At 69.9% G+C, this 24869-nt stretch carries 19 protein-coding genes and 1 pseudogene; 8 read left to right on the forward strand and 12 right to left on the reverse strand.

Annotated elements, in window-relative coordinates; translation table 11 throughout:
* Positions 1–20 precede the first annotated feature (20 nt).
* Both N8I84_RS36860 and N8I84_RS36865 read right to left on the reverse strand, forming a co-directional pair.
* Positions 21–704, reverse strand: coding sequence for a haloacid dehalogenase type II (locus tag N8I84_RS36860; protein WP_263233834.1), 684 nt, complete (start codon positions 702–704; stop codon positions 21–23).
* Positions 705–1300: 596 nt separating this feature from the next.
* A complete protein-coding gene (locus N8I84_RS36865) occupies positions 1301–2518 on the reverse strand; it encodes a PucR family transcriptional regulator (RefSeq protein WP_263233835.1) in 1218 nt (405 codons plus the stop codon).
* A gap of 504 nt (positions 2519–3022) precedes the next feature.
* On the opposite strand from N8I84_RS36865, the gene N8I84_RS36870 reads away from it, so the two are divergent.
* From N8I84_RS36870 to N8I84_RS36885, 3 genes are all read left to right on the forward strand, one after another.
* Entirely contained in the window at positions 3023–3343 is a 321-nt protein-coding gene (locus N8I84_RS36870) for a hypothetical protein (RefSeq protein WP_263233836.1), read from the forward strand.
* Positions 3344–3406: 63 nt separating this feature from the next.
* Positions 3407–6433, forward strand: coding sequence for an aminotransferase class III-fold pyridoxal phosphate-dependent enzyme (locus tag N8I84_RS36875; protein ID WP_263233838.1), 3027 nt, complete (start codon positions 3407–3409; stop codon positions 6431–6433).
* A gap of 212 nt (positions 6434–6645) precedes the next feature.
* Positions 6646–7617, forward strand: a complete 972-nt coding sequence (locus tag N8I84_RS36885) for a succinylglutamate desuccinylase/aspartoacylase family protein (protein ID WP_263233839.1) — start codon at positions 6646–6648, stop codon at positions 7615–7617.
* Positions 7618–7987: 370 nt separating this feature from the next.
* Here the strand turns inward: N8I84_RS36885 and N8I84_RS36890 are convergent, their stop codons facing one another.
* The 7 genes from N8I84_RS36890 to N8I84_RS36920 all read right to left on the reverse strand — a co-directional run bounded on the left by N8I84_RS36890 (position 7988) and on the right by N8I84_RS36920 (position 18027).
* A complete protein-coding gene (locus tag N8I84_RS36890) occupies positions 7988–8119 on the reverse strand; it encodes a hypothetical protein (RefSeq protein WP_263233840.1) in 132 nt (43 codons plus the stop codon).
* Between the two features lie 172 nt (positions 8120–8291).
* Entirely contained in the window at positions 8292–9275 is a 984-nt protein-coding gene (locus tag N8I84_RS36895) for a cyclase family protein (RefSeq protein WP_263233841.1), read from the reverse strand.
* Between the two features lie 295 nt (positions 9276–9570).
* A complete protein-coding gene (locus N8I84_RS36900; protein ID WP_263233842.1) occupies positions 9571–12585 on the reverse strand; it encodes a hypothetical protein in 3015 nt (1004 codons plus the stop codon).
* Positions 12586–13415: 830 nt separating this feature from the next.
* Positions 13416–14117 carry a FadR/GntR family transcriptional regulator gene (locus N8I84_RS36905; RefSeq protein ID WP_263233843.1) on the reverse strand — a complete coding sequence of 234 codons (702 nt, stop codon included), beginning with the start codon at positions 14115–14117 and terminating at the stop codon, positions 13416–13418.
* A 91-nt stretch (positions 14118–14208) separates the two neighbouring features.
* Positions 14209–15252, reverse strand: a complete 1044-nt coding sequence (locus N8I84_RS36910) for an ABC transporter permease (protein WP_263233844.1) — start codon at positions 15250–15252, stop codon at positions 14209–14211.
* A gap of 2 nt (positions 15253–15254) precedes the next feature.
* Positions 15255–16850, reverse strand: a complete 1596-nt coding sequence (locus tag N8I84_RS36915) for a sugar ABC transporter ATP-binding protein (RefSeq protein ID WP_263233845.1) — start codon at positions 16848–16850, stop codon at positions 15255–15257.
* Between the two features lie 124 nt (positions 16851–16974).
* Complete coding sequence (locus N8I84_RS36920) at positions 16975–18027, reverse strand: sugar ABC transporter substrate-binding protein (protein ID WP_263233846.1); 1053 nt, start codon at positions 18025–18027, stop codon at positions 16975–16977.
* An 867-nt stretch (positions 18028–18894) separates the two neighbouring features.
* Here N8I84_RS36920 and N8I84_RS36925 point away from each other — a divergent pair.
* Genes N8I84_RS36925 through N8I84_RS36940 form a run of 4 tightly spaced genes read left to right on the forward strand, consistent with a single transcriptional unit; the run spans position 18895 to position 22872 of the window.
* A complete protein-coding gene (locus N8I84_RS36925) occupies positions 18895–19746 on the forward strand; it encodes a fumarylacetoacetate hydrolase family protein (protein WP_263233847.1) in 852 nt (283 codons plus the stop codon).
* Positions 19747–19757: 11 nt separating this feature from the next.
* Positions 19758–21095: an L-fuconate dehydratase gene (locus N8I84_RS36930; RefSeq protein ID WP_263233848.1), complete on the forward strand. Its 1338-nt coding sequence runs from the start codon at positions 19758–19760 to the stop codon at positions 21093–21095.
* Positions 21092–21865 carry an SDR family NAD(P)-dependent oxidoreductase gene (locus N8I84_RS36935; protein ID WP_263233850.1) on the forward strand — a complete coding sequence of 258 codons (774 nt, stop codon included), beginning with the start codon at positions 21092–21094 and terminating at the stop codon, positions 21863–21865. The genes N8I84_RS36930 and N8I84_RS36935 overlap by 4 nt, the downstream gene beginning before the upstream one ends.
* Positions 21862–22872, forward strand: coding sequence for an aldo/keto reductase (locus N8I84_RS36940; RefSeq protein WP_263233851.1), 1011 nt, complete (start codon positions 21862–21864; stop codon positions 22870–22872). Before N8I84_RS36935 ends, N8I84_RS36940 begins: the two co-directional genes overlap by 4 nt.
* A 64-nt stretch (positions 22873–22936) precedes the next feature.
* Here the strand turns inward: N8I84_RS36940 and N8I84_RS36945 are convergent, their stop codons facing one another.
* From N8I84_RS36945 to N8I84_RS42885, 3 genes and pseudogenes are all read right to left on the reverse strand, one after another.
* Positions 22937–23644, reverse strand: coding sequence for a B3/B4 domain-containing protein (locus N8I84_RS36945; protein ID WP_263233852.1), 708 nt, complete (start codon positions 23642–23644; stop codon positions 22937–22939).
* Positions 23645–23677: 33 nt separating this feature from the next.
* Positions 23678–23872, reverse strand: coding sequence for a hypothetical protein (locus N8I84_RS36950; protein ID WP_390899084.1), 195 nt, complete (start codon positions 23870–23872; stop codon positions 23678–23680).
* Between the two features lie 7 nt (positions 23873–23879).
* Positions 23880–24164, reverse strand: a pseudogene (locus tag N8I84_RS42885) (EamA family transporter); the annotation flags it as partial.
* A gap of 117 nt (positions 24165–24281) precedes the next feature.
* On the opposite strand from N8I84_RS42885, the gene N8I84_RS36955 reads away from it, so the two are divergent.
* Positions 24282–24866, forward strand: a complete 585-nt coding sequence (locus N8I84_RS36955) for a helix-turn-helix domain-containing protein (RefSeq protein WP_263233854.1) — start codon at positions 24282–24284, stop codon at positions 24864–24866.
* Positions 24867–24869 lie beyond the last annotated feature (3 nt).

Consider the following 24869-nt stretch of genomic DNA (forward strand, 5'->3'; position numbering starts at 1 on the left):
GTGTTGTCCGGGTCCCGGCTTCAGCAGCCGAGCAGGGCCGGCAGGCCGGACAGGTCGGGCAGTTCGTCGAAGGGCTGGTAGTCGCCGCTGCCGCGGGCGCCGATGGAGCCGTTGTGGCCGTAGCGGTTGATCCACACGCGGCGAGCGAGGCCGAGGTCGCGGGTGGGGATGAGGTCGTACTCCCAGCCCTGGGCGACGTGGATGACCTGGGCGGGGTCGATGTCCATGGTCTGGAAGGCGTACTCGAAGGTCTGCCGGGACGGCTTGTACGCCTTGGCCTGCTGGGCGGTGATGACATGGTCGAACTCGACGCCCATGTTGGCCAGGTTCTGGGCGATGAGGTCGTCGTCCGTGTTGGAGATGATGGCGATCTCGTACCGGGACTTCAGCGCCCGCAGGGCGGCCGGGACCTCGGGGTGGGGGCCGAAGGTGGGCACGGCCGCGACCAGGGCCTCGCCGTCGGACTGCCGGTACTCCAGGCCGTGCAGACGCATCGCTATCTCCAGGCTGGCGGGCAGCAGCTCGCGGAAGGGGCGGTATGCCTCCAGGACGGCGTGGAACCGCATGATGCGGAAGTCGTCGAGGAACTCGTCGACGTTCAGACGGTCCAGGTCCAGCCGGTCGGCCAGGACTTTCAGGGTGGTGGGGCCGAGCTGGAAGTCGACCAGGGTGCCGTAGGCATCGAAGGTGACGATCTGGCGCATGATATTAAATCCCTTTCCGGGCATATGGGATATTCCGCTTACCGGGAGTCGCGATCTCGTCGAGTGCGGCCAGGTCGGCCGCATCGGAAGTTCAGGAGGCTGCCGAGGCGTTGGGGCGGCGACCTGTTTAGGGGGCCTGGGGGCCGAGGAGGTGCCCGAGGGGCCGCCGCTGGAGGACGAGCCCCCGGACACGACGGGGACGGCGAATGCTGATCAGGTAGTCGGCGGCAGCATCATTGCTGCTCCGATGCGATGAGCCTCTCTACGGCTTGAGGCGATGCGTCAGTGAAGCACTGCGGAGAATCCGGCGACAAGCGACGTGAGGCCGCGAGATCGACCGCGTATTTTGTGCCTGTGCACAACTTCCTGTCAGGGGCCGATGCAGTTCCGCTCGAACCGAATGGTCTCTGAGAGGCGCCGCGAGCGGCTCCGGACTGCGGCCGCTCGGCGCCGCTGCCCGGCGGCGTGACCGGGCTGTCGGCCGCCAAGCTGCCGTCCACATGAAGGGCATGCGGCCTCTGACCGACACGCTTTGGCTCCAGCTCTCCCGGTCGCGGCCCCGGCCGGTTGCCTCGCCCCGTCCAGCGATCGGTGGATCAGGACATCGTCGCCCGGAAGCGGGCGCCCGCGTCCGTCTCCAGCCAAGCCAGGGCGAGGACCAGCCGGGCGGCGTCGTTCGGTCGGGACAGCTTCAGCCCGGTCGCCTCTTCCGCAGCCTGCAGGCGATTGCCCACCGTGTTCCGGTGACGGTAGGTGCGTGCGGCCACCTCGGCGACCGAGCCCAGGTCGAAATACCAGCGCAGGGTCTCGACGATGCTGTCGCTGTCGCGCAGCTCGAGCAGTGGGCGCAGCACGCCGGTGGCCATCGCACCGGTGAGCTCCTCCTGCGCCGACATGATCGCCCCGATCCAGTGACCCTCCACGTGCCGCACTCCGGGCTGCGCGGAGCTGCGGATCGCGGCACGTGCGAACCGGATGCCGCGCGCCGTCAGCGCCAGGCCGGGGACTTCCGCGACGCCGCAGCGCCACGGGGCGAACGGCCGCAGCATGGCAAGCACGGCCTCTTCATCGCGCCGTCCGTGACCGATGATGCCGAGGAGCTCGTCGCCCATCCATCCGAAGTGACGTACCAGGCCGCCCCGACGCAGCGCATCGTCGACCTGGGACACAGCCGGGTCCCCGGTGGGAACGGATTCGACCACGACCACGGTCAGGGCGACGTTCTCGGAGAAGCCCAGCAACGTGGAGGCCTCGGCGACGGTGGAGGGATCCTGCTCCCCTTCCAGGACCAGGCGGCTGAAGGCGCGGTTGCGCACCTCCGTACGACGGCTCGCCAGGTCGCGCTCGGTGCGGCGGTAGGCGTCGACGACCTCGACGCTGTTGGCGTCCGTCGCCTCCCAGACACGGATCAACCCGTCGAGGAAGTCGGGATCGGCGCTGATGCCACGTGCCCGCCCCTCTGCGAGCACGGCCTCCCACAGGGTCCTGAGGTCCAGCTGGAAGGAGTGCATCAGCGCGGTCAGCGGAAACGCATGCTCCGCTCGCTCGCGTCCCACGTCCTCGGTGGCGCGCGAGACCGTCCGGGACACGGGACCGCCGGCCAGCCGGGTCAGGGCGAGTTCGAGGGTTCGTCGCATCCCCTCTCGTTTCTGGACCGGGTCCCAGTCCAACGACGCGTAGGCAGGCTCCTCGGCTTCCAGTCGTTCGAGAGCACGAGAGGTCAGTTCGTCGAGTCGTTCCTCGAGGAGCCGGCGCGCGATCGCCTGTACGGCGTCGTGGCGAGCCCCGCCCTGACGGCGCCCCGGGCCGCTCATGAGGACCGCCTCTCCCGACGACAGCCGTCACTGGACGGATCCGGGGCCGTCTCCGGGTAATGCCGCTGACATGCCGGTGGGGCTCCCTGGCAGTGATTGTGCACAGGCACAAAATACCGGGTCGATGTCGCGGCCTTCCGTCCCTTGTTGCCGGATTCTCCGCGGTGTTTCATCTGACGCATCACCTCGGGCCGGAGAGAGCTCGTGACATGACCACGCACTTGGAGCGGCTATGGCACTTCCGTAGGCACCTGACCCCCAGTCCGTCACCTTGAGTAGGCGCTGCTGAGGGTGCCGCGTTCCTCGGGTCAGTGTCAGCGGTTCGCCAGGCAGAGCGGGATCGAGATCACCCAGGACTCCCCCAGAGACCACGCCGAGCTCAAGGCGAGGGTCGATGACCATGAGGACACCGCCGGAGCCTGCCGAGGCGCTGCGCGGGGTGCTCGCCGCCAACGTCACCTGGGACGCCATGACCGCCGTCGCGTGAGCTGATGCCCCGTCTCGATGAGCACAACGCCTTTGACGGACGGACGGCCCACCTCGGAACCGATCGCCGACCAGGTGCTGGAGCGCGTCCTGGCCCGGCCCCTGCGGCCGTGGGAGCGGGGCATCGAGGGGAAGTACCAAACGGGGGAGTTCGCCCTGGACCTGTCGCTCGTCAACTTGGTCGAGGTCTGCGCAGCCCGCGAAGCGATCGAGACACAGCCGCGGCAGCTCTGCCCGCCGCCCCCGGGAACCGCAATCGATCGGACCGTCAGGGAACTGGCTGACAGCGTCGGGCAAAGGTCCGACACGGGTGGCGGCGGGGGACTGGCCACGACCTGAGCGTCGTGGCGCAGGCCCACGGTGAGTGATGAGCGACCTGACGACGAGAGAGAGAACGCACCAATGACCTCAGCGACCACCACCAGCCGGGACGGAACGACCATCCCCGGTCACACCGGCCAACTGCCGGGCCCGCTCCTCGATCACGTATTGCGGCAGTCCTTCGGACTCGAGGGATATGTCCAGCACCCACTGGGAGGGGAGGTCGACCAGAACGTCCGGATCACCGGCGATGACGGCATGCGCTACTTCGTACGGGTCACCCGCGCGGAGCCGGACTCGGCCGACGTTCTCTGGCAGAACTCGCTCCTCCAGCATCTGGCCTCCACCGTTCCCGACCTTCCGGTGCCACGGCTGGTCCCGACACGCGAGGGGAAGTTCCTTGCCGCCGTCGTCCACGAGGGCCGAACGCACGTGGTTCGCGTGATGAGCTGGATCGAGGGCCGGGTCCTGGCGGACCTCGACGACCACCCCGCGGCGCTTCTGCGTCAGCTGGGAGCAGCCGCCGGGCGGCTGAGCCTCGGACTCTCCAGCGTGGAGCCACCGGTGGGCTTGGAACCGCACGACTGGGACATGCGCCGGGCCGCTGAGATTGTCGAGGCGTCGCTGCACGCTGTACAGGACGCGGACCGGCGGGAGTCGGTGCGCACGATCATGGGCTGGTACGACGATCTCCTGCCGGCATGGGACCGACTGCCTCGGAGCGTCGTACACCAGGATCTCAATGACGCCAACGTCCTGGCCGACGCTGACGAGGACGGGGTGCTGCGGATCTCAGGCATCGTCGACGTGGGCGACTCGCTCTACAGTGTGCGCGCGGCAGAGGTGGCGATCGCGGCGGGCTACGCCATGGTCCGCAAGGCCGACCCGCTCGCTGCGGCGGCCGAAGTCGTGGCCGGCTTCCACTCGGTGCTCCCCCTCACGGCTGAGGAACTGGCGGCTGTCTATCCGTTGGCGGCCGCCCGGCTGTGCATGAACGCCGTGACGTGGACGCGCCGGGTCGCCGAGAGCGACACGCCGTACGGGCGGACCCGCATGCAACACACCTGGCCGGCGATCACGCAGGTGGCCGAGGTCTGCCCCGACGTCGCCGAGGCGACGTTCCGGGTCGCGTGTGGGCTCCCCCCGACGCGGGAGCAGCGGGGTTTGGAAGAGGTCTTGGCAGAGGCGGCCCGAGACGGTGCCCCGTACGCACCGGCCCCGCAGCTGCTCGACCTGCGACCGGCAAGTGATCTTTACGACGAAGTCGACTGGCACGACGCGAGGGCGGTGCGCGCGAGCATCGACGACGTCCTCGACGGACGACGGCGGCGGGGCTACGTGCCCCACCTCAGCGCATCGCTGCTCCTGGGGGGCCGGCGCCGCCCGGGAGCCGACGAGCCCGCGACGGTTCAGGTCGGCGGCTCGCTGATCCTGGCAGACGCCGAGGAGGTTGCCAGCCCGCTGTCCGGCGTCGTCGAAGCCAGCGGTTGCGCCGGGATGCCGTTGGTACTGCGACATGCGGTCGAGGGGCTGGAGTTCTGGACGTGCTGGTGGGGACTCGACGACACGCCGCCCGTCGCGGCGACAGTCCCGGCCGGGGCGCCGTTGGGACGCGCCGGCGCGAGCGAGGAGACGGACTTGCTCGGGTCCTGCGTCCAGGTACAGGTCCACCGCACCGCGCGGATGGCCACGTGGCCGCCGCCTCGTGTCGTGCCGCCTTCCGCACGGCAGGTGTGGAGCCACCTGTCACCCGACCCCGCCCGGCTCCTCGGGTTCACCGAGTCCTCCGCCGCGGCCCCCACCATCGACGACGTCGTCTCAGTGCGCCGTCGCCACATCGCTCGCTCCCAGCGCAACTACTACCGCAACCCGATGAACCTTGTGCGTGGGCGGGACGTGTGGTTCCACGACGAGGACGGCCTGGCCTATCTGGACTCGCTGAACAACGTCACCCACGTCGGCCATGCCGAGCCACGCGTGACGGCCGCCGCCACCCGACAGCTGCGCAAGCTCAACACCAACAGCCGTTTCGTCTACCCGCAGATCGCCAGTTACGTGCAGAAGCTGGTAGCCACCCTGCCCGACCCGCTCGAGGTCGTCTTCCTCGTCTGCACCGGCAGCGAGGCGAACGACCTGGCGCTGCGGATCGCCCGCCAGGTGACAGGTCGTCAGCACATCGTCAACATCGACGGCGCGTACCACGGAAACACCGGTGTGGTGACCGGGATCAGCCCGAACCGTTACAAGGGCCCCGGCGGCGCCGGTGCGCCCGCGACCACCCACGAGGTCGTCATCCCGGACCGCTACCGCAGTACCTACGGGTACGACGACGCGGACGCCGGAGTCAAGTACGCGCGCGACGCCGCGGCTGTCATCGAGCGGATCACGGCCGACGGCCGACCCCCGGCCGCCTTCATCGCCGAGTCCCTGATGGGATCGGGTGGGAACATCGTGTTCCCCGACGGCTACCTCGATGGCGTGTTCACTGCTGCAAGGCGAGCGGGTGCCCTGTGCATCTCCGACGAGGTCCAGGTCGGCGTCGGACGACTCGGGCCCTGGTGGGGGTTCGAGCTCCAGGGGGTGGTCCCGGACATCGTCACGATGGGCAAGCCGCTCGGGAACGGGCATCCCCTCGCGGCGGTGGTCACGACTCGGGAGATCGCCGACGCGTTCGACACGGGCATGAAGTACTTCAACACCTTCGGCGGCAACCCGGTCTCCTGCGCGATCGGCGAGGCCGTGCTCGACATCGTCGAGCAGGATGGTCTGAGGGAGAACGCCGTGAGCGTGGGCGGGTACTTCGCCCGGTCGCTGCGCGAGCTCCAGCAGCGCCAACCGCTCATCGGTGACGTGCGGGCAGAAGGGCTCTACCTCGGCGTCGAACTGGTCCGCAACCGCACCACCAAGATGCCGGCAACTGAGCAGGCCTTCATGGTCACCGAGCTCATGAAGGAGCGAGGTGTCATCGTCTTCCCCAATGGCGTGCACGACAACGTACTGAAGATCAAACCGCCCATGACCTTCCGCCGCGAGCACGTGGATCTCTACGTCGACGTGCTGGACGAGGTCCTGTCCCTGCCCGAGCTGCGCTCGGCCGTTCAGTCCTGAGACGGGCAACCGTCTACTGAGGCAGTGAACGAGAGTGGCCCGCGAAAGCGAGAAGTGCCCCGCGGGCCAGCTTCTCCGGCCAGGGCTTCAAGGTCTCGCCCGCCATGGGCGACATCGCCGCGGACCTCGCCCTTCAGGGCCGCACCTCCCAGCCGATCGACTTCATCACCACAAACGGCCGTACCGCGGCCTGAGCCCGAACGAGGAAAGCCATGACCCTGACCATCGGCCCGCTGCGTGCCGAGCCCGGCCAGAAGACCCGCGGGACCCTGCCCGCCGACCTCGGCACCACGACGGTGGACGTCCCCCTGATCCTCGTCAACGGCTCCCGTCCCGGCCCCAAGGTCGTCATCACAGGTGGCGTCCACGGCGGCGAGTTCATCCCCGTCGACGCCACCACCCGCCTGGCCGGGCTGCTGGAACCGGACGAGATCGCCGGCCGGCTGGTGATCTGCCCCGTGGCCAACCCCCCGGCCGTCTACGGCGGACGGCTCAACATCTCCCCGCTGGACGGCGTCAACATCAACCGCGTCTTCCCCGGCGACAAGGACGGCGGCCCCACCGACCGGATGGCGGCCTGGCTGTTCGAGAACCTGGTCGACGGCGCCGACGCCTACATCGACCTGCACAGCGGCGGCATCGACCAGCACCTGCTCGACTTCGTCGGCTACCGCCTGACCGGCGACGACGAGCTCGACGCGAAGAACAGGGGAATGGCCCACGCGGTCGGATACGAGCGGGTCATCTTCGGCACCAGCCCGGACGGCGGCAACAGCCACGCCGCGGCGAACCGGCAGGGCATCCCCGCGATCCTCGTCGAGACCGGTCAGCTCGGCGACCGCGACCCCGCCACCGTGCGCAGGCTGCTCGACGCCCTGTACCGGCTCCTGCACCATCTCGGAGTCGTTGAGGCGCCGCAGCACCTCGCACCGGTGACCGTGCAGCCGCGCGACTGGATGTGGACGGGCGAGGTCGAGTCTCCGGTCGCAGGCCTCTGGTACCCGGACGCGGTCACCGGCGACGAGGTGACCGAGGGACAGACCATCGGCCGCATCATCGACCCGGTCGACGGCGCCGAGCACAAGATCACCGCCATCGCCGCCGGAAAGATCATCTACAACATGAACGGGCTGTCCGTCCGCCCCGGCACGCACCTCGCCGCCATCGCCGCCCCGCACCACTGACGGGCCGCACGTCCGTCCACTGACCCCATCCCCCTACCCCGCCGAGATGGCCCCATTTCACTCCTTCCAGGAGACTTGTCTGGAAGTGCGAGTTCCGGTTTCTGGCCCCGCTATGGCGACGCACGCCTCATGACCTGCGCTGTACCAAAGTGCCAACTATTTCGCTGACTCTGCGGCTCCGGCTGCCGAAGCTACTTGGTATCAGTGCAGGTCGTGAACGTGGCCTGGTGTCAACTAGCGAGCCCGGTCACAGACGTGTGACCAGGGTGGTCCGCTCTCGCTTTCAGAGCTCACGGCACATCACTTCCGAGTAGGTCGCAGTCGAAGACGTGCAGGTTCCGGGAACGCCGACGCCCTGGGGCCGTGATGCTTACAGGGCGCCGTTCCGGGTGCAGGCGTCGAGGTCCACGGTGTCGTACCCGACACCGAACCGGGCGAACAGCAGCGGCGGGCGGAGGGCCCCTGCGAAGGTGCGCTCGGTGACGGCGGGTGCGGCGAACACGGCGTCCAGTCCGTCGACGTCCTCGACGGGCAGCTCATCGGTCAGGCGCGGGAGGTAGTGCCAGTCGACGCCTGCCTGCGCGAGGCCGGACAGGCGGATGTCGCCCCAGAGGTTGCACCCGTCGGCGTCCAGGAAGTCCAGCTGACGCCGGCCCGGAAGGTGCGGCGGCCCGTCACAGCACGGCCACCGGGTTGACCGGCGAGCCGGTGCCGCCCGGGACGTTCAGGGGCGCCACGACGGTCATGAACGTGTAGCGGCCGACGGCGGCACAGGCCGCGGAGAGCGCCTCCAGGTCGAGGTTGTCCAGCAGCGGCACGCCCATGGCCGTGATGGCGAGTGCGTGGACGGGGGAGGACACGCCCTCGACGGGAGAGGGACGCACGTCGCTGTCGCCGTCGCCGCCCAGCAGCGCGATGCCGCGCTCGGCGAGCAACGGCATGGCGTCCACATGGAACCCGGCGCCGGCGTCGTCGGGATTCCACGCGCCGAGTTCCCGGCGGCGACGGAAGTGACCGGAGCGCAGGAGGACGGCGTCGCTCTCACCGATGGTCACGCCCAGGGCCTGCTCGGCCGCCAGGACGTCCTCGGCGTGCACGGCCGTGCCGGGCTCCAGCCAGTCGCGGCCCAGCACGACGGGCATGTCGATCAGGACACCCCTGGTCACCAGCGGGCCGAGGGCGTCGACCGCACCGAACCAGGCCCCCTTGGAATCGACACACTCGCGCGCGTCGCGCCCGTCGTAGAGCTGCCCGCGGTAGGCGATGTGGGACAGCGCGTCCAGGTGGCTGATGCCCTTGCCGTGGTAGTCGGCGGCGATGAAGTCCTTGTGGCAGGTGGGCTCCGGGGGCTCGACGTCGCCCAGGTCCGTCATGTGGTGCAGGGCGGGATTGCCGTTGTCGGGGCCGGGGACCGTGTTCCACGGCAGGGCCATCGGGACGACGGTCCCGGTACGGACCAGGGCGGCCGCCTGCCGCACGTGGTCCGGGGTGACCCGGTTCCAGGCGCCGCGGTCGGCCGGGGTCCAGCGGCCCCAGGTGCGCAGCCGGTCGAAGAGGGCGTCGAACTCCGTACGGGTCACGGCGGGGCCGTTGTCGGGACAGGGGGATGTACTTCCTGCGCGGCCCGAGGACGGGGGGTCAGGCGGGATGGCGCTCATGGGCAGATCAGCGCTCCAGAAGTCGGACCGGCGATGGGGGGGGCAACGGCGCGCCACGGCCGGGAGGCCGTAGCGCCGGCCACAGTGCGGCCACGGCGTTGTGGTCGCAGAACGAGAGAGACACATTGGCCGACGACCTGTTGCGCGTCACCACGCCGGCCGTCTCCAGGGTGGCGCACAGGTTGCTCAAGGCGCGACTCGACGGCGCGTTCCGTGAAACGTGTTGTGGCGGCGGGCCGTCCGTGCCGATGGCTCCGACACGGACGGCCCGGTGCGGCCGGTGGCCGCCGCTTGGTCACCGCACGTCGAACCGGTCGATCACCAGATAGGTGCCTCCTGTCTTGGTGAGGGTGAGGGTGTGCCGTCCGAGCGGCAGGCCGCTGACGGAGTACACGGTCTGCTGGGCCAGGCGGCTCGTGGAGGACGCGTTGACCGTGCCCTGGGAGGCGCCGTCCAGGGAGACCGCGATGGTGCCTTCGTCGGAGTTGGTCTCGGTGACGAGGCTGATCCCGGTCCCGGTGAAGGTGACGGTGACCGAGTCGCCGTTGGCAGTGGCGGCGTGGGCGTCGTCCTGGTAGTCGCCGAGACCGCGGCCCGCGTAGTAGCCCCAGGAGGCACCGGTGTAAGCGATGGACGAGGCGGTGTCGTTGGCCGCACCGGTGACCTCGAAGCCGTCCAGGGTGGCCCAGGTGCCGCTGCGCTTGACGAACTGGACGGTGTGGCTGCCCGCGCGCAGTCCGCTGGTGCTGTAGATGACCGCCTGCGCCTGCCGGGTGGTGGCGCTGGTGTCGAACAGGCCCTTGGAGGTGCCGTCGACGAAGACCTCGACCTGTCCCTGGTCGCTGTTCTTCTCGCCGATGACCGAGACACCCGTGCCGGTGAACGTCAGTGAGGCCGTGTCGCCGTTGGTCTGCGTGGCGTGCACGGAGTCCTCGTAGTCGCCGTAGCCGCGGTTGCCGTTCGCTGTCCAGCTGCCGGTGTAGGAGATGGAGGTGTCGTCGTCGTCGATCCTGCCGGTCAGCGGCTGGTGGGCGGCGTCGGGGCCGGCGGCGGCGATGATGGCTTGGGCGGCGGTGGGCCAGGCGCCGCCGGAGACGATCGTGGCCTGGTTGAAGGTGATGTCGGTGCCCTTGTCGTTGTAGGCGGAGGTGTCGGAGTAGTTGTCGTGGATGTTGATGTCGTGGATGGTCGGCGTCCACATGCCGATCCAGTTGCCGCCGCCGATGCGGGTGACGTTGTTGTAGGTGTTCCAATACGAGCTGCCCTCGTCCTGGTACAGCCTGTTGTTGGTGTTGTTGGTGACCTCGACGAGGTTGTTCGCCAGCACGGATGTGGTGGAGCCGTCACCGTTGCCCTGGCCGCCGTTGGTGTAGATAGGGCCGCCGTCGTGCAGGATGTTCATCACGTCGTGCACGTGGTTGTTCAGGATCTGGTTGGCGCCCGCGTAGATGGTGCCGTGCGCGCAGGTGGTCAGGCCCTGGGCGGACTGCATGGAGCACGGTGAGGCGTAGCCCCAGCCCCAGCCGAGCGACATGCCCGAGTACGGGGTGTGGCCGATGTCGTTGTGCGAGATGGCCAGGTTGCGGGTGTAGCCGGCCCATATGCCGACCGCGTCGGAGTAGTCCTGGCCGACGTGGGAGATCCAGTTCTCGGAGACGGTGTCGCCCGTGGTCATGCGGCTGGTGTCGGTGAGGTAGTAGTCGTCGACCTCGCCGACGGAGACGCCGCCGCCGGAGGTGTCGTGGATGAAGCTTCCGGTGATCGTGGAGTTCCGGGTCCCGTCGGCGAGGTCGATGCCGGTGCCGCCGGTGTGCGCGACCTCGTCACCGGTGAAGGTGATGTTCGAGCCGCGGTGGACCTGGACGGCGGCGGGGATCCGGATGGGGGCGTTGGAGTGGCCGGGGTCCCACAGCACGCCGGCCTGGTTGTCGATGTAGCCGGCCGTGGAGGGCAGCATCCAGGTGGTGTACGCGAACGTCAGGCCCTGGAAGGCGATGTCGTGCGCGGGCGTGATCGCGTCCGGCACCACGGTGAAGCCGTCGAGGACCATGTACGTCCCGCCGGTCTTTACCAGCTTGAGGGTGTGCCGGCCCTTGGCGAGGCCGCTGACGGAGGCGACGACCTGCTGGGCGAGCCGCGAGGAGGCGGAGGTGGACACGCTCCGGACCTTGGTGCCGTCGACGTAGACGTCGATGCCGCCCTCGTCGCTGTTGGTCTCCGACAGCACGTCGATCCCGGTGCCTGTGAAGGTGTAGCTCACCGAGTCGCCGTTGACGGTGGTGGCGTGCACGTCGTCGTAGAGGTCACCCAGGGAACGCCCACCGGAGTGGCTCCAGGAGCCGGTGTAGGTGATGGACGCGTCCGTGTCGTTGACCGGGGTCAGGTGGCCGGGAGTGCCGCTGACGTTCAGCAGCGTCTCGGTGGTGGGCAGTTCCACGTCGGCGGTGCTGAGGTCCTCACCGCTGCGCGGCTTGTAGTACAGGTAGCCCGCCGAGCTGTCCAGATAGAACTCCCCCGGGGCGTCGAGCAGTTGGTACGCGTTCTCCACGTAGCTGATCGCGTTCAGCTTCGGCAGCCCGGCGCCGTTGAAGGGGAAGCCCCGGTTGGGCACCGAGGTGTTGTTGTCGGCGAAGCAGGTCGGGTCGACGTTGAGGCTGGACCCGCCGCCGCTGGGCGCGGTGATGCTCGCCAGTGGGCAGCGCATCTGCTTCCACTGGGTGTTGTCCACGATCTCCACTGAGGAGGCGTTGGTGAACGACGTGTAGGAGGAGTCGCTGGTGGTGAAGCTGGACCCGGAGAGGCTGAAACCGGAGGGGTTCAGCGGACCGCGTGCCCGTTGGGCCCGCACTCCGTCGACGAACAGCTGCCGGCTCTGCGTACCGGCGGGCACGGAGGCGCGGTAGATGTTCTTCGTGCTGTCGAAGAGGGAGAACCCGGTGATCTTGGCCGCCCCGCTGAGGACGGGCTTCTCGCCCGGGTAGGCGGCGTAGACCACCTTGAAGCCGTTCTGCCCGGAGTCGGACGCATCCAGGGCGAACGCCTGGGACAGACGGTAAGTACCGCCGCGCAGATACACGTCGATGTCGGCGGCCATGCCGGGGGCCAGACCCGCCACCTTGCTCTTGACGCCGTCCAGACTGCACGGCGAGCTCAGCGAGCAGGTGCTGCCGGACCCGGAGGGCGACGCGTACAGCACGGTCGGGGTGGCGGCGTACGCCGGGCTGGGCACGGCGATCGCGGCGCACACGAGCGCCGCCAGTGTGCCGAGCGCACCGGGCAGGCCGGCGGCTCTGGGACGGAACAGCGACATTGATGCTCCTTCGAGGAGGCATGAGGACACCAGGGTGCGGACTCGCCGTCCACAAGGGCGGCGACCGCCTGCCATCCCGGCCCGCAACTGCCTGCGGGAGGGCAAAGAGATCCGATGTCCCTCAGGTCTTCTCTCCGAGATTCGAGGCAGGGTGATGGAAGAGGGGAAAACCATCCATGAGACATCGGATCTATGGCCTGGGAGGAGGCTACGGCGATGACCCACCATGGGCAAGAGAGAGGAACGGGGGAGTCCAGCCCTTGTCCGGGGCCAGGGAGCGCGCTGCTTGACGGTGCTCGCCCACCGCAACCGGCGTGACGGGCCTGCTGCGCCAGGAGATCCGGCAGCGCTAAAGTCTCGAGTTCGCGTGCATGTTCGAGCGCGCCCACTTCGGCGGGGCGGGCCCGCCGGAGGCGACCAGGCCGGCGACCCGCTCACGGGCGGACTCGGCGTCATCGGCCCCCAGCGTCGTGGCGAACGTGGGTCGAAGGCGCTGATGACGCGCGTGCCCGGTGCCGCGGCCCGGCGATCTCCTCGGTGACAGCGGCGCCGGGACGGCGAGGGCGTCGAGCGAGGAGCTGACGGGGGCGCGGATGTCGCAGGCGGTCTCGCCGCTCGACCACGGCCCTTGACCGGTCGGCCGTGAGCCGCTCTGCCGCGTCGAACGGTACGGCCAGGACACCGGGTTCGGCCGTGTCCACCGCCGCGTCGGCGGCCGACACGCGGCTGCTCACGGTGGCCGGTGCGCTCAGCTCGTCGGCGTGATGACCCGCCGCCCGGCCTGCGTGGGAGGGTGTCGGGCGGCGGCGGGAGCGAGCCGTACAGAGCGGTCAGTCGGCGAGGGGTTCCACAGGTTCCTCGATCAGGCTGGCCGCCAGCCACTGCTCGACGGCGGTGATGTGAACCGCCGCGGTGGAGGCGGCCAGCAGAGCGTCGCGTGCCCGGAGTGCGCCGAGGATCTGGTCGTGGTCCCGGTGCGCGTTCTCCACGGCGCGCCGGGCCCGGCTGCCCCGGACGATGCGTACCCGCTGGGTGCGGGTGGACAGCACGCGCAGCAGCATGGACAGCACCGGGTTGCCGACTGCTTCGACGATCCTCGCGTGGAAGGCGGTGTCGTAGACGACGAACTCCTCCACCGTGGCGGCCGACTTGGCCCGCTCCAGGATGTCGCCGAGTTCCCGGAGGTCCTTGGACGTCAGCAGCGCGGCGGCCAGCCCCGTCGCCTGCGGTTCCAGGAGCCTGCGCACCTGGAGCAGTTGCAGGGCGGTGCGGCCCTGGGAGACGTCCGAGGCGAAGGAGAGCGTCTCGAGGAGCAGGTGGGGCTCCAGACTGGACACGTAGGTGCCGTCGCCCTGCCGCACCACCAGGATGCGCATCGCGGTGAGCGCGCGGACGGCCTCGCGCAGGGAGTTGCGGGACAGGCCCAACTGCCCGGCGAGGACCTCCTCCTTGGGCAGGCGGGACCCGGGCGCCAGTTTACCGGCGACGATCATCGCCTTGATCTTCTCCATCGCCTCGTCGGTGAGTGCCACGCGGGTGCCTTTCCTTGCCGGCGGAGGGATGTGCGCGCGCCGGTCCGCCACGCGGCACCGAGTCCGGGGCGGAGCGGCGCGCGGGCGGCCGCTACTCCTGCTTCTCGCCGGAGGCGAAGCGCGAGATGATCAGCGCGACGATGATGATGGCGCCGTTGAGGAACTGGTTCCACAGAGGCGGTACGCCCGCCAGCGTCATGACGTTGACGACGAGCTGGAGGGTCAGGACACCCGTGAGGGCGCCGAACACGGACCCCTTGCCGCCGTTGAGGCTCACTCCGCCGATGACGGTCGCGGCGAAGACCTGGAAGATCCAGCCGCTGCCCTGCGTCGCCGAGATGGAGCCGTAGTGTCCGCTGTAGAGAATGCCGGCGAACGCGGCCAGCAGGCTGCCGAGGATGAGGACGACCCACACGATCCGGTCGACGCGGATGCCGGCGGTGCGTGCCGCCTCCGGGTTGCCGCCGATCGCGTACAGCGCCCGTCCGTGCCGCAGCCAGGCCAGTGCGCTGCCTCCCGCCGCGAACAGCACCGCGCAGATCCAGATGGCGGCGGGCACGCCGAGCCAGGACGCGCTGCCCAGGTAGGTGAACGAGGACGGCAGGTCCACGATCGACTGGCCCTCGGACAGGGCGACCTGCAGGCCGCGCAGCATGGTCAGCCCGCCCAGGGTGACGATGAACCCGTTGAGCCGCAGCTTGAGAATGAGGAATCCGTTCAGGGCGCCGATCGCCACTCCGACCAGCAGGCAGAGCGGGACCGCCATCCACTCGGGGAAGAGGCCGAGCCCGTTGAACCGCCCGCCATGGGTGGGCAGGACCAGCCATACGGCGATGACCGGGGCCACGCCGATGGTGGACTCCAGAGACAGGTCCATCCGCCCGCAGATGAGGATGAGGGCGGCGGCGAGGACGAGCAGACTCAGTTCGGTGGACTGCTGCGCCACACCGATGAGGTTGTCGGCGGTGAGGAAGGCCGGCGAGACGATGAAACCGATCAGACCCAGCACGAGGACGGCCGGGACCAGGGACAGTTCACGGAAGCGGCCGAGGTCGAGCCGGCGTCGTGCGGTGTCCGCTGCGGCCGGCTCCGTCGTGCTGGGTGCGGGCTCCGTGACATCTGTGGTGGCGGACATGTCTACCTTCCGTGCTCGTCGGTGCCGGACGCCGTGGCCGCGGCGGTTGGGGTGGTGGTGTCGGCGACGCCCTCGACGGCGGCGACCACTTGGTCGTCCGTCCAGCCGCGCTCGAACTCGGCGACCACCCGTCCGTGGAACATGACCACGACCCGGTCGCAGGCCCTGAGGTCGTCGAGTTCGTCGGAGACGATCAGGGCCGCCTTGCCCTCGTCGGCTGCCCGCCGGATCCGGCCGAGCAGGAACTCCTTGGACTTGACGTCCACACCGTTGGTGGGGCGGATGGCCACCAGCACGTGCGGGTCGGTGGCCAGGGCGCGGGCGACCACGACCTTCTGCTGGTTGCCGCCGGACAGCGCGGAGACCGGGGTGGCGGCTGCCGGGGTCTTGATGTCGAGATCCCGGATCATGCGCCGGGCGAAGGCCCTGGTACGGGCGGGCAGGACGACGCCGAACGGGCCGAGTTGGTCGGTGACGGTGAGCGTCGCGTTCTCCGCCACGCTGCGGCCGTTGACCAGGCCCTGCAGATGCCGGTCCTCGGGGACGAAGCCCACTCCGGCGGTCAGGGCGGACGGCACGCTGCCGGTGCGCACGCTCCTGCCGCCGACCGAGATCCTTCCGGCCTTGGCACGGTGCAGACCGGCGATGGCCTCACCCACCTGCACATTGCCGCTGGCCGTCGCCCCGGCGAGCCCGACCACCTCCCCGGAGCGCACCGAGAGGGACACGTCCTCGCAGGCGCCGGGCAGGGTCAGGCCGTCGATGCGCAGCAGCTCCGCCCCGTCGGTCAGTGCGGCCGGGGACGCGCCCGCGGGGGCGGTGTCCGCGGAGGCGGTCTCGCCGGTCATGGCCTCCACGAGGGACCGGTGACCGAGTTCGGCCACGGGTGCGGTGAGGATGTGGCGGGCGTCACGGTAGACCGTGACGGTCGTGCAGAGGTCGTACACCTCCTGGAGGTGGTGCGAGATGAAGAGGAAGGCGACGCCCTGGCCCTGCAGATCCCTCAGCTTGTCGAAGAGGCGGCCGATGCCGCGGGCGTCGAGCTTGGCGGTGGGCTCGTCCAGGATGATGAAACGGGCGCCGAAGGACAGAGCGCGGGCGATCTCCACGAACTGCCGCTGTTCGACGGTCAGGTCCCTGGCCCGCGCGGCGGGGTCGACGGCCACGCCGTATTCGGCGAGGAGTTCCTCGGCACGCTGCCTGAGCTGCTTCCAGCGAATGGGGCGCACCGCGCCGGGACTCTGCCGGTTCAGGAAGAGGTTCTCGGCGACGGTCAGTTCACCGATGACGGTGGACCGCTGGTAGACGCAGGCGACCCGGGAGCGCCAGGCGTCGATGTCGCCGAAGGCCGGCGCCGGCTCACCGGAGAAACGCAGTGAACCGGTGTCGGGCTGTTGGAGGCCGGTGAGGATCGACACGAGCGTCGACTTGCCGGCGCCGTTGCGGCCCACCAGGGCGTGTGACTCGCCCTCGGCGATGCTGATACGGGCGTCGCGCAGCGCGACGGTGGCACCGAACCGTTTGCCGATGCTTGTCGCCTCGGCGACCGGGGCCCGGGATACGGGACCGGCCGCCGGGGTGGTGGCGGTGTCCGCCATGGTGGATACCGTCCTTCGGGTACGGATGCTGGGGGGCCGAGGAGCGCGGGGTGAACCCGGGGCCGTGGTGCTGGGGTGCTACCGGGGGAGTGGGGCCCCCCGCAGCTGTGGGCGATGAAGCAGGTCACTGGGCGACGTTGTTACCCCACAGGGACTTGTCCTCCACGTTCTTCTTGGTCACCAGCGGGGCGGGGAGCTGGTCCTCCAGGCCGTTCGGGAGCTTGATGATGGTGGAGTCGTGGTCGGTCGGACCCGGCTCGAAGGTCTTGCCCTCCGCTGCGGCCTCGGCGTAGTACAGCGCGTACTTGGCGTAGAGATCGGCGGGCTGGGAGACGGTCGCGTCGATCTGGCCCTTGCGGATCGCGTCGAACTCCTGCGGGATGCCGTCGTTGGAGACGATGGTGATGTGCCCCTTCTGGCCCGCCGGCTTGAGCAAGCCCTTCTGCTGCAGCAGGGCCAGGGTCGGCTGCAGGAAGACACCGCCCGCCTGCATGTAGATGCCGTTCAGATCGGGATTCTGGGCGAGCAGGCTCTGCAGCTTGGCCGAGGCGACGTCGCCCTTCCAGTCAGTGGGCAGTTCGAAGACCTTGATCTTCGGGAACTTCTCCTTCATGCACGCGGCGAACGCCTCCGAGCGGTCGCGGCCGTTGATGGAGTCCAGGGCTCCCTCGAACTCGGCCACCTTGCCTTCGCCACCGAGTTGCTTGCCGAGGAACTCGCAGGCCTTGGTGCCGTACGCCCGGTTGTCGGCGCGGACGACCATGTATACGTCACCCTTGTCGGGTCTGGTGTCGACGCTGATCACCGGGATCTTCGCGGTCGACAGTTCCTGGAGGGTGGAGGCGATGGCACCGGTGTCCTGCGGAGCCATGACGATGGCCTTGGCTCCGGTGTTGCGGAAGACCTGCACGTTGGCGACAAGGTGCGTGACGTCGTTCTGCGAGTCGCTCATCGGCAGGGCGTTGATGCCGTCGGCGTGGACGTCCTTCTTCAGGTACTGCGCGTAGGAGTTCCAGAAGTCGGAGTCCGCGCGGGGCACGTCGATGCCGATGGCCGGCTTGTCGCTGCCCGAGCCGACTGAGCCGGCGCTCCCGCGGTTGCACGCGGTGGCGAGGGCCAGTACCGCGAGCACAGCGGTGGCGGCGGTGGCGGTCGAGCGGGTGCGAGTGAGCTTCATGGCCGTGTTGTCTCCTTTGGCGGGGCGGAGGACCGCGGGGCGACGATGAGAGGGAGGCGAACTCGCCGTCGGGCAGGGACGGGCGCGGCCGCGGGCCGGGCAGACGTGGACCTGGCACAAGGCAGTGCGGACCGCGCCCGATGGGGACGGAGGTGAGGGACAGCCGGTGCCGAGAAACGGAGGGCAAGCGGCCGTACTTGTCCGACCGAATGGGCCTTGAAGCGCTGGACCATTCCTCCGATGTCTCTCGGACGCCGAGGACGTTACGACGGCGTTGCCGACGTTGACAAGAGTCCGCCACAACTCAATTGCGCCGCATGACGGCGCGCGCCTCCGCAGGCCCGCCCGAACGAGTCGGCAGCCTGCCGCACCCCTTCCTGACCTGTAGCTTTGCCCGGTCGGTCGACCGGCTCGCGGCGAGCGACTCAGGCTCACGATTCGGCAAAGACCGCTGCGGCCGGTCAGCCGCCGCGTCGGCGGAGCGGCGTGCCGGTGTTCCCGCAGCCCCTCCGGCTGGTGTCGGGCATGCCGGATCGTGGTTACCACCAGCGGAGCTTGCCGCGCGTGGCCCGCCCCACTCATCGGAGGAAACCTCCACGGGCCGTCCCGACTCCGGCGGTGACATCGGTGTCAGCTCGCACAAATCGTGGCGAACCACGAGTGGCACGGGAAGACATCCGAGGTATCCGTTGTCAGGCGGCTTCCTTGCGTCTACAGTCGCGATGCCGTCATACATCCGATGACTGGGTCGAGCGGTCGCTGAGGCTCTCTGCGGGGCTCCGGTTTCAGGGCACAGCTGGCGGCACGGCCTGTACGACCCGGCCGTCACCTCCATCCGAAAAACCGCCTACGGCAAGGGAATTGCCAGTGAAACTGCTACGAGTCGGCGCCCCCGGTGAAGAGCGGCCCGCTGTCCGCACCGATGACGGCCGACTGCTGGACCTGTCCTCCGTGACCCCCGACATCGACGGTGCGTTCCTTGCCTCGGACGGTGTCGACCGTGTCCGCACGGCGATCGCGGCAGGATGTCTCCCCGCGCTGGAGGCGGACGGCCTGCGGATCGGACCGCCCGTCGTGCGCCCCGGCAAGATCGTCTGCGTCGGTCTGAACTACCGGGACCACGCCGCCGAGACCGGCGCGGCGATTCCCGTACGGCCCGTGGTGTTCATGAAGGACCCGGGCACCGTCGTCGGCCCCTACGACGAGGTGCTCGTCCCCCGCGGCTCGGTGAAGACCGACTGGGAGGTCGAGCTCGCGGTCGTCATCGGCCGACGGGCACGCTACCTGGACGGCCCGGAGGCCGCGCGGGATGTGATCGCCGGGTACGCGATCAGTCATGACGTCTCCGAGCGCGAGTTCCAACTGGAGTACTCCCCGCAGTGGGACCTCGGCAAGTCCTGCGAGACCTTCAACCCGCTGGGCCCGTGGCTGGTCACCGCCGACGAGGTCGGCGACCCGCAGAACCTCGGGCTGCACCTGAGCGTCAACGGCGTGAAGCGGCAGAGCGGGCACACCCGGGACATGATCTTCCCGGTCGACCACATCGTGTCCTACCTGAGCCAGTACATGGTTCTCGAGCCGGGCGACGTGATCAACACGGGTACGCCCGCAGGTGTGGCCCTCGGCCTGCCCGGCACGCCCTACCTCCGCCCCGGCGACAGCGTCGAACTCTCCGTCGACAGGCTCGGCAGCCAGCGCCAGACCTTCGGCCAAGCATGAAAGGCACCCCCTTGACTGCCAACTCAGCCCGGATCACCGCGATCGACACGTACGACGTCCGCTTCCCCACCTCGCGGGAACTGGACGGTTCCGACGCGATGAACCCGGACCCCGACTACTCCGCCGCCTACGTGGTGCTGCGCACCGACGCCGGCGACGGGCTCGAGGGCCACGGCTTCACCTTCACCATCGGACGCGGCAACGACGTGCAGGTCGCCGCGATCGGCGCCCTGCGGCCCCACATCGTGGGCCGCTCCGTGGCAGAGCTCTGTGCCGACCCGGGCTCACTCAGCCGCGACCTGATCGGCGACAGCCAGCTGCGCTGGCTCGGCCCCGAGAAGGGGGTGATGCACATGGCGATCGGCGCCGTGGTCAACGCCGTGTGGGACCTGGCCGCCAAGCGGGCCGGGCAGCCGCTGTGGCGGCTGCTCGCCCACGCCGAACCGGAGTGGCTGGTCTCCCAGGTCGACTTCCAGTACATCGCCGACGCCCTCACTCCCGAGGACGCTCTCGCTCTCCTGCGCGAAGGCCGGGCGGGGCTCGCCGAGCGCGAGGCGACGCTCCTCGAGCGCGGCTACCCGGGCTACACCACCTCACCGGGCTGGCTCGGTTACTCCGACGACAAACTCACCCGACTGGCCAAGCAGGCCGTCGCCGACGGGTTCACCCAGATCAAACTGAAGGTCGGCGCCGACCTCCAGGACGACATCCGGAGGCTGCGCATCGCTCGTGCCGCCGTCGGCGACGACATCCGCATCGCCGTCGACGCCAACCAGCGGTGGAACGTGGACGAGGCGATCGAGTGGACCAACGCGCTCGCCGAGTTCGGGCCCTACTGGATCGAGGAGCCCACCAGCCCCGACGACGTCCTCGGACACGCGACCGTACGCCGGGCGGTGGCCCCCATGAAGGTCGCCACCGGCGAGCACGTGCAGAACCGCATCGTCTTCAAGCAGCTCCTCCAGGCCGGCGCCATCGACGTGCTGCAGATCGACGCCGCCCGCGTCGGCGGAGTCAACGAGAACCTGGCGATCCTGCTGCTCGCCGCGAAATTCGGCGTTCCGGTGTGTCCGCACGCTGGCGGGGTGGGACTGTGCGAGCTGGTCCAACACCTGTCGATGTTCGACTACCTTGCCCTGTCCGGCACCACCGAGAACCGGGTCATCGAGTACGTCGACCACCTCCACCAGCACTTCACCGCGCCCGTGGTGATGCGCGACGGCCACTACACCGCCCCACTCGCCCCAGGCTTCTCCGCGACCATGCGGGAGGAGTCCATCGCCGCTTACCACTTCCCGGACGGAACTTTCTGGGTCGCCGACCGTGCCCGGATGGAAGGTGTCTCATGACCGCTCTGTCAGGGCTCAGGGCCCTCGTCACCGGCGGCGCGTCCGGCATCGGGCTCGCCACGGCCCGCGCGTTCGCGGCGCACGGCGCCGCGGTGGCCGTACTCGACCTCGAACCGTCCCAGGTGCCCGAGCCTCTGCACGCCCTCAAGGCCGACGTCCGGGACGACACCTCGGTACGCCTGGCCGTCGAGGAAGCGGCCGTACGGCTCGGAGGTCTGGACATCCTCGTCAACAACGCGGGCATCGGCGCCGTCGGCACCGTCGAGGACAACCCCGACGAACAGTGGCACCTCGTCCTGGACGTCAACGTCCTCGGCATGGTCCGCACGACCCGCGCCGCCCTCCCGCACCTGCGGCGCGCTGCCACCGCCCGTCCGGGCACTGCGGCCGTCGTCAACACCTGCTCGATCGCCGCCACCGCCGGGCTCCCCCAGCGCGCCCTGTACTCCGCCAGCAAGGGCGCCGTCCTGTCGCTGACCCTCGCCATGGCCGCCGACCACGTCCGCGAGGGCATCCGCGTCAACTGCGTCAACCCGGGCACCGCCGAAACCCCCTGGGTGGCCCGGCTCCTGGAGGCCGCCGACGACCCCGACGCCGAACGCGCCGCCCTCAACGCACGCCAGCCGATGGGCCGCCTGGTCACCGCGGAGGAGGTCGCAGCGGCCGTGGTCTACCTGGCGTCTCCGGCCGCCGCCTCCGTGACCGGTACCGTCCTCGCCGTCGACGGCGGCATGCAGGGGCTCAGGCTCCGCCCGCAGGCCGGCTCATGAGGGCGGCGACACTGGGCGGCACCGGTCTGCGGGTCACCGAGCTGGCGTTCGGGGCCGCGGGCATCGGCAACCTCTACCGCCCGGTCACCGACGAGGCGGCCATCGCCGCCGTGAACGCGGCCTGGGACGCGGGCATCCGCACCTTCGACACCGCGCCCCACTACGGACTCGGGTTGTCCGAGTGCCGTCTGGGAGCCGCGCTGCGTGGCCGCCCCCGGGACGCGTACACCGTGTCCACGAAGGTCGGGCGGCTGCTGCAACCGAACCCGCAGGGTGGCCGCGGCGACGACCTCGCGCACGGTTTCGCCGTACCCGACACCCACCACCGGGTCTGGGACTTCAGCGCGGACGGGGTACTGCGCTCCCTGGAAGCGAGCCTGGACCGCCTCGGTTTGGACCGCGTCGACATCGCGCTGCTGCACGATCCCGACGACCACGCCGAGCAGGCCCTCACCGAGGCGTATCCGGCGCTGGAGCGGCTGCGTGACGAAGGCGTCGTCAAGGCCATCGGCATCGGAACGAACCAGTGCGCGCTCCCCGCCCGCTTCCTGCGTGAGACCGACATCGACGTGGTCCTGCTCGCCGGCCGCTATACCCTGCTCGAACAGGAGGCGCTCGCCGAGGTACTGCCCGAGGCCGCCGCCGGTGGCCGGAGCCTGATCATCGGCGGCGTGTTCAACTCCGGGCTGCTGACCGACCCGAAGCCCGGGGCGACGTACGACTACGCACCCGCCCCGCGCCCGGTCCTGGACCGAGCGCTGCACCTGAAGAGCGTCACCGAACGCCACGGCGTCCCGCTGCGCACCGCCGCCCTGCACTTCCCGTTCGGCCACTCCGCGGTCGCGAGCGTCCTGACCGGGGCACGCTCCGCCGGGGAGGTGCGCGACACCGTGGAGCAGCTGCGGCACCCGGTACCGGCCGCGGTGTGGGACGAGCTGCGCGCCGAGGGGCTGCTGGCCCCCGGCACGCCGACTCCCATGGCGCTGCGGCCGAAGGAGTCGCCATGAGGGTCGCCTGGAGCAGCCCGGCCGCCGCCGTCAGGCGGGCCGCGAGGTCAGCGCGTCGGAGGTCTCAGGTGGTGGCCTGGCGTTGTGCCGGGCCGAGGTAGGACACAGCGGTCTGTTCGGCGTGCGGGGCGAGGAGGCCCTGGAGTTCGTCGGCTGCGACCTTGAGGAGGTCGCCGTCCCGGTCGGCGTGGAGGGTTTCCAGGACGAAGGCGACGCGGGTGGAGTCCTCTGTGACGCGGGTGCGGTGGGCGTCGCGGTGGTTCCAGTGGCGGGTCAGGACCCCGGTGGTGTCCGTGTAGATGATCTCGCCGGGTTTGGGGTGCTCGACGGTGTCGGGTTCGCCGAGCGGGGTGAAGGACTCGATGCCGTCCGCGTGGCGGATGTCGACGTCACCGGTGACGTGGTCGAGGTCGAAGGCGCCTGCGGGCAGGCCGTGCCGGACGGAGACGGTGTTGTAGGAGTCGACGGCCGGGTTGATACGCGGCAGGCTCCCCCTCTTCGCCAGGCGGCGGCCGAGGGCGTCGACGCTGGGGCGGACGCGGCGCGGGTTGGTGCCGAAGGAGCGGTAGGCGTTGTGCCAGGCCTCGATGCGGGGGTCGGTCTCGTCGGCGGGCCGCCAGGTGCCGTCGGCGAGCCGTTGCTCCAGTTCCTCCACGGCGGCGGCGGTGTGGGGCCAGGATTCACGGACGCGCAGGCCGGTGGCGGTGACCAGGGCGATGAGCGTGTCGGGGAAGGCGTCTGTGACGGCGGGGGCGATGCGGAAGGCGGGCATGGATGGCGTTTCCGTTTTCTGCGGGTGGGGCGGTCAGGACTTCCAGGGGCCGATGCGGTCGAGGCGGCGGAGCTGCCGGCGTGCGGCGGGCACGTCCAGGCCCTGTCCGCGCTCGGTGAGGCGGTCGGCGACGGCGCTGCGGTGTTCGACGGGCTTGTGGTCGTCGTACTTGGACTTGGCCCGTACGTCGGTGACTTCGAGACGAAGCCCGCGGATGCCCGACAGCATCCGGCCGCGCGGTCACGGGTGACAGCACGTTCATCGGGCCGATCGCCAGGGTGCGGTGGAGCAGGGCGAACGCGGCGGCCGAGGCGACCCCGGACGCGCCACCCCAGCCCAGGGCCGCGGAGCTGAACGAGGCGCCGAGCACAGGCCACAGCAGCAGCTCGACCGCGAGACCGGCCGGGGCCGCGATCATCACGGTACGCAGCACATGAGCTTTTCTGGCGCCGAGACCGCCGAGAAAGTCGGCGCATCCGTACGCGAGTGAGCTGCCCAGGGCCAGCAGCAAAGCGATCACAGCGCCATCCCTTACCATCAATGGAACGACCCCACGGTACGACAGAACGACCGGCAGGAGTCAAATCAACTGACCGGACGGTTCATTTGAATGGCTCGCAGTGAGGATGGTGATCAGGTGGTCGAGACAGCCACAGCCCTGCGGACGGTCGCGCACAACGTCCGGGCGGCCCGCATCCGCGCGGGCCTGTCCCTGGAGGAACTCAGCCGGCGTGCCCAGGTCAGCAAGGGCGCCCTGGTGGGGCTGGAGAAGGCCCAGGGCAACCCGAACCTGGCCACCTTGGTGCGGCTGGCCGACACTCTCGGCATTTCGGTGTCCGCCCTGATGCAGGGACCGCCCCAAGGGCGTGTCCGGGTCGTGACGGCCGACGCCGTGGCACCTCTGTGGACCGGGGAGCGGGGCAGCGAGGCCCGGCTGATGCTGACGACCTCAGGCCCGGCCCCGGTCGAGGTCTGGCGCTGGCAACTGGAACCGGGTGAGGAATATCCCAGCCACCCCCACCAGGCCGGAGTCGTGGAAACCGTCAGCGTCACCTCCGGCCGAATGACCCTGCTCGTCGACGGGACCGAGCACACCCTCGAGGCCGGCCAGACCGCCACATTCGACGGCGACACCTCTCACACCTACCGGGGCTCGGGCACGGAGACCTGCCACCTGATCATGACGGTCCATCTGCCGCCCGGTCCCGCTCCCACAAACTGATCT

The organism is Streptomyces cynarae (assembly GCF_025642135.1).
Taxonomy (GTDB): Bacteria; Actinomycetota; Actinomycetes; order Streptomycetales; family Streptomycetaceae; genus Streptomyces; species Streptomyces cynarae.

What these genes read in the sequence shown, in the direction of transcription:
- N8I84_RS36875 (WP_263233838.1), top strand. Translation starts at nt 3,407, where the DNA reads ATGACCTCAGCGACCACCACCAGCCGGGACGGAACGACCATCCCCGGT.
- N8I84_RS36860 (WP_263233834.1), bottom strand. Translation starts at nt 704, where the DNA reads ATGCGCCAGATCGTCACCTTCGATGCCTACGGCACCCTGGTCGACTTC.
- N8I84_RS36885 (WP_263233839.1), top strand. Translation starts at nt 6,646, where the DNA reads ATGACCCTGACCATCGGCCCGCTGCGTGCCGAGCCCGGCCAGAAGACC.
- N8I84_RS36940 (WP_263233851.1), top strand. Translation starts at nt 21,862, where the DNA reads ATGAGGGCGGCGACACTGGGCGGCACCGGTCTGCGGGTCACCGAGCTG.
- N8I84_RS36865 (WP_263233835.1), bottom strand. Translation starts at nt 2,518, where the DNA reads ATGAGCGGCCCGGGGCGCCGTCAGGGCGGGGCTCGCCACGACGCCGTA.
- N8I84_RS36895 (WP_263233841.1), bottom strand. Translation starts at nt 9,275, where the DNA reads ATGAGCGCCATCCCGCCTGACCCCCCGTCCTCGGGCCGCGCAGGAAGT.
- N8I84_RS36915 (WP_263233845.1), bottom strand. Translation starts at nt 16,850, where the DNA reads ATGGCGGACACCGCCACCACCCCGGCGGCCGGTCCCGTATCCCGGGCC.
- N8I84_RS36870 (WP_263233836.1), top strand. Translation starts at nt 3,023, where the DNA reads ATGAGCACAACGCCTTTGACGGACGGACGGCCCACCTCGGAACCGATC.
- N8I84_RS36935 (WP_263233850.1), top strand. Translation starts at nt 21,092, where the DNA reads ATGACCGCTCTGTCAGGGCTCAGGGCCCTCGTCACCGGCGGCGCGTCC.
- N8I84_RS36950 (WP_390899084.1), bottom strand. Translation starts at nt 23,872, where the DNA reads ATGCTGTCGGGCATCCGCGGGCTTCGTCTCGAAGTCACCGACGTACGG.
- N8I84_RS36945 (WP_263233852.1), bottom strand. Translation starts at nt 23,644, where the DNA reads ATGCCCGCCTTCCGCATCGCCCCCGCCGTCACAGACGCCTTCCCCGAC.
- N8I84_RS36900 (WP_263233842.1), bottom strand. Translation starts at nt 12,585, where the DNA reads ATGTCGCTGTTCCGTCCCAGAGCCGCCGGCCTGCCCGGTGCGCTCGGC.
- N8I84_RS36910 (WP_263233844.1), bottom strand. Translation starts at nt 15,252, where the DNA reads ATGTCCGCCACCACAGATGTCACGGAGCCCGCACCCAGCACGACGGAG.
- N8I84_RS36920 (WP_263233846.1), bottom strand. Translation starts at nt 18,027, where the DNA reads ATGAAGCTCACTCGCACCCGCTCGACCGCCACCGCCGCCACCGCTGTG.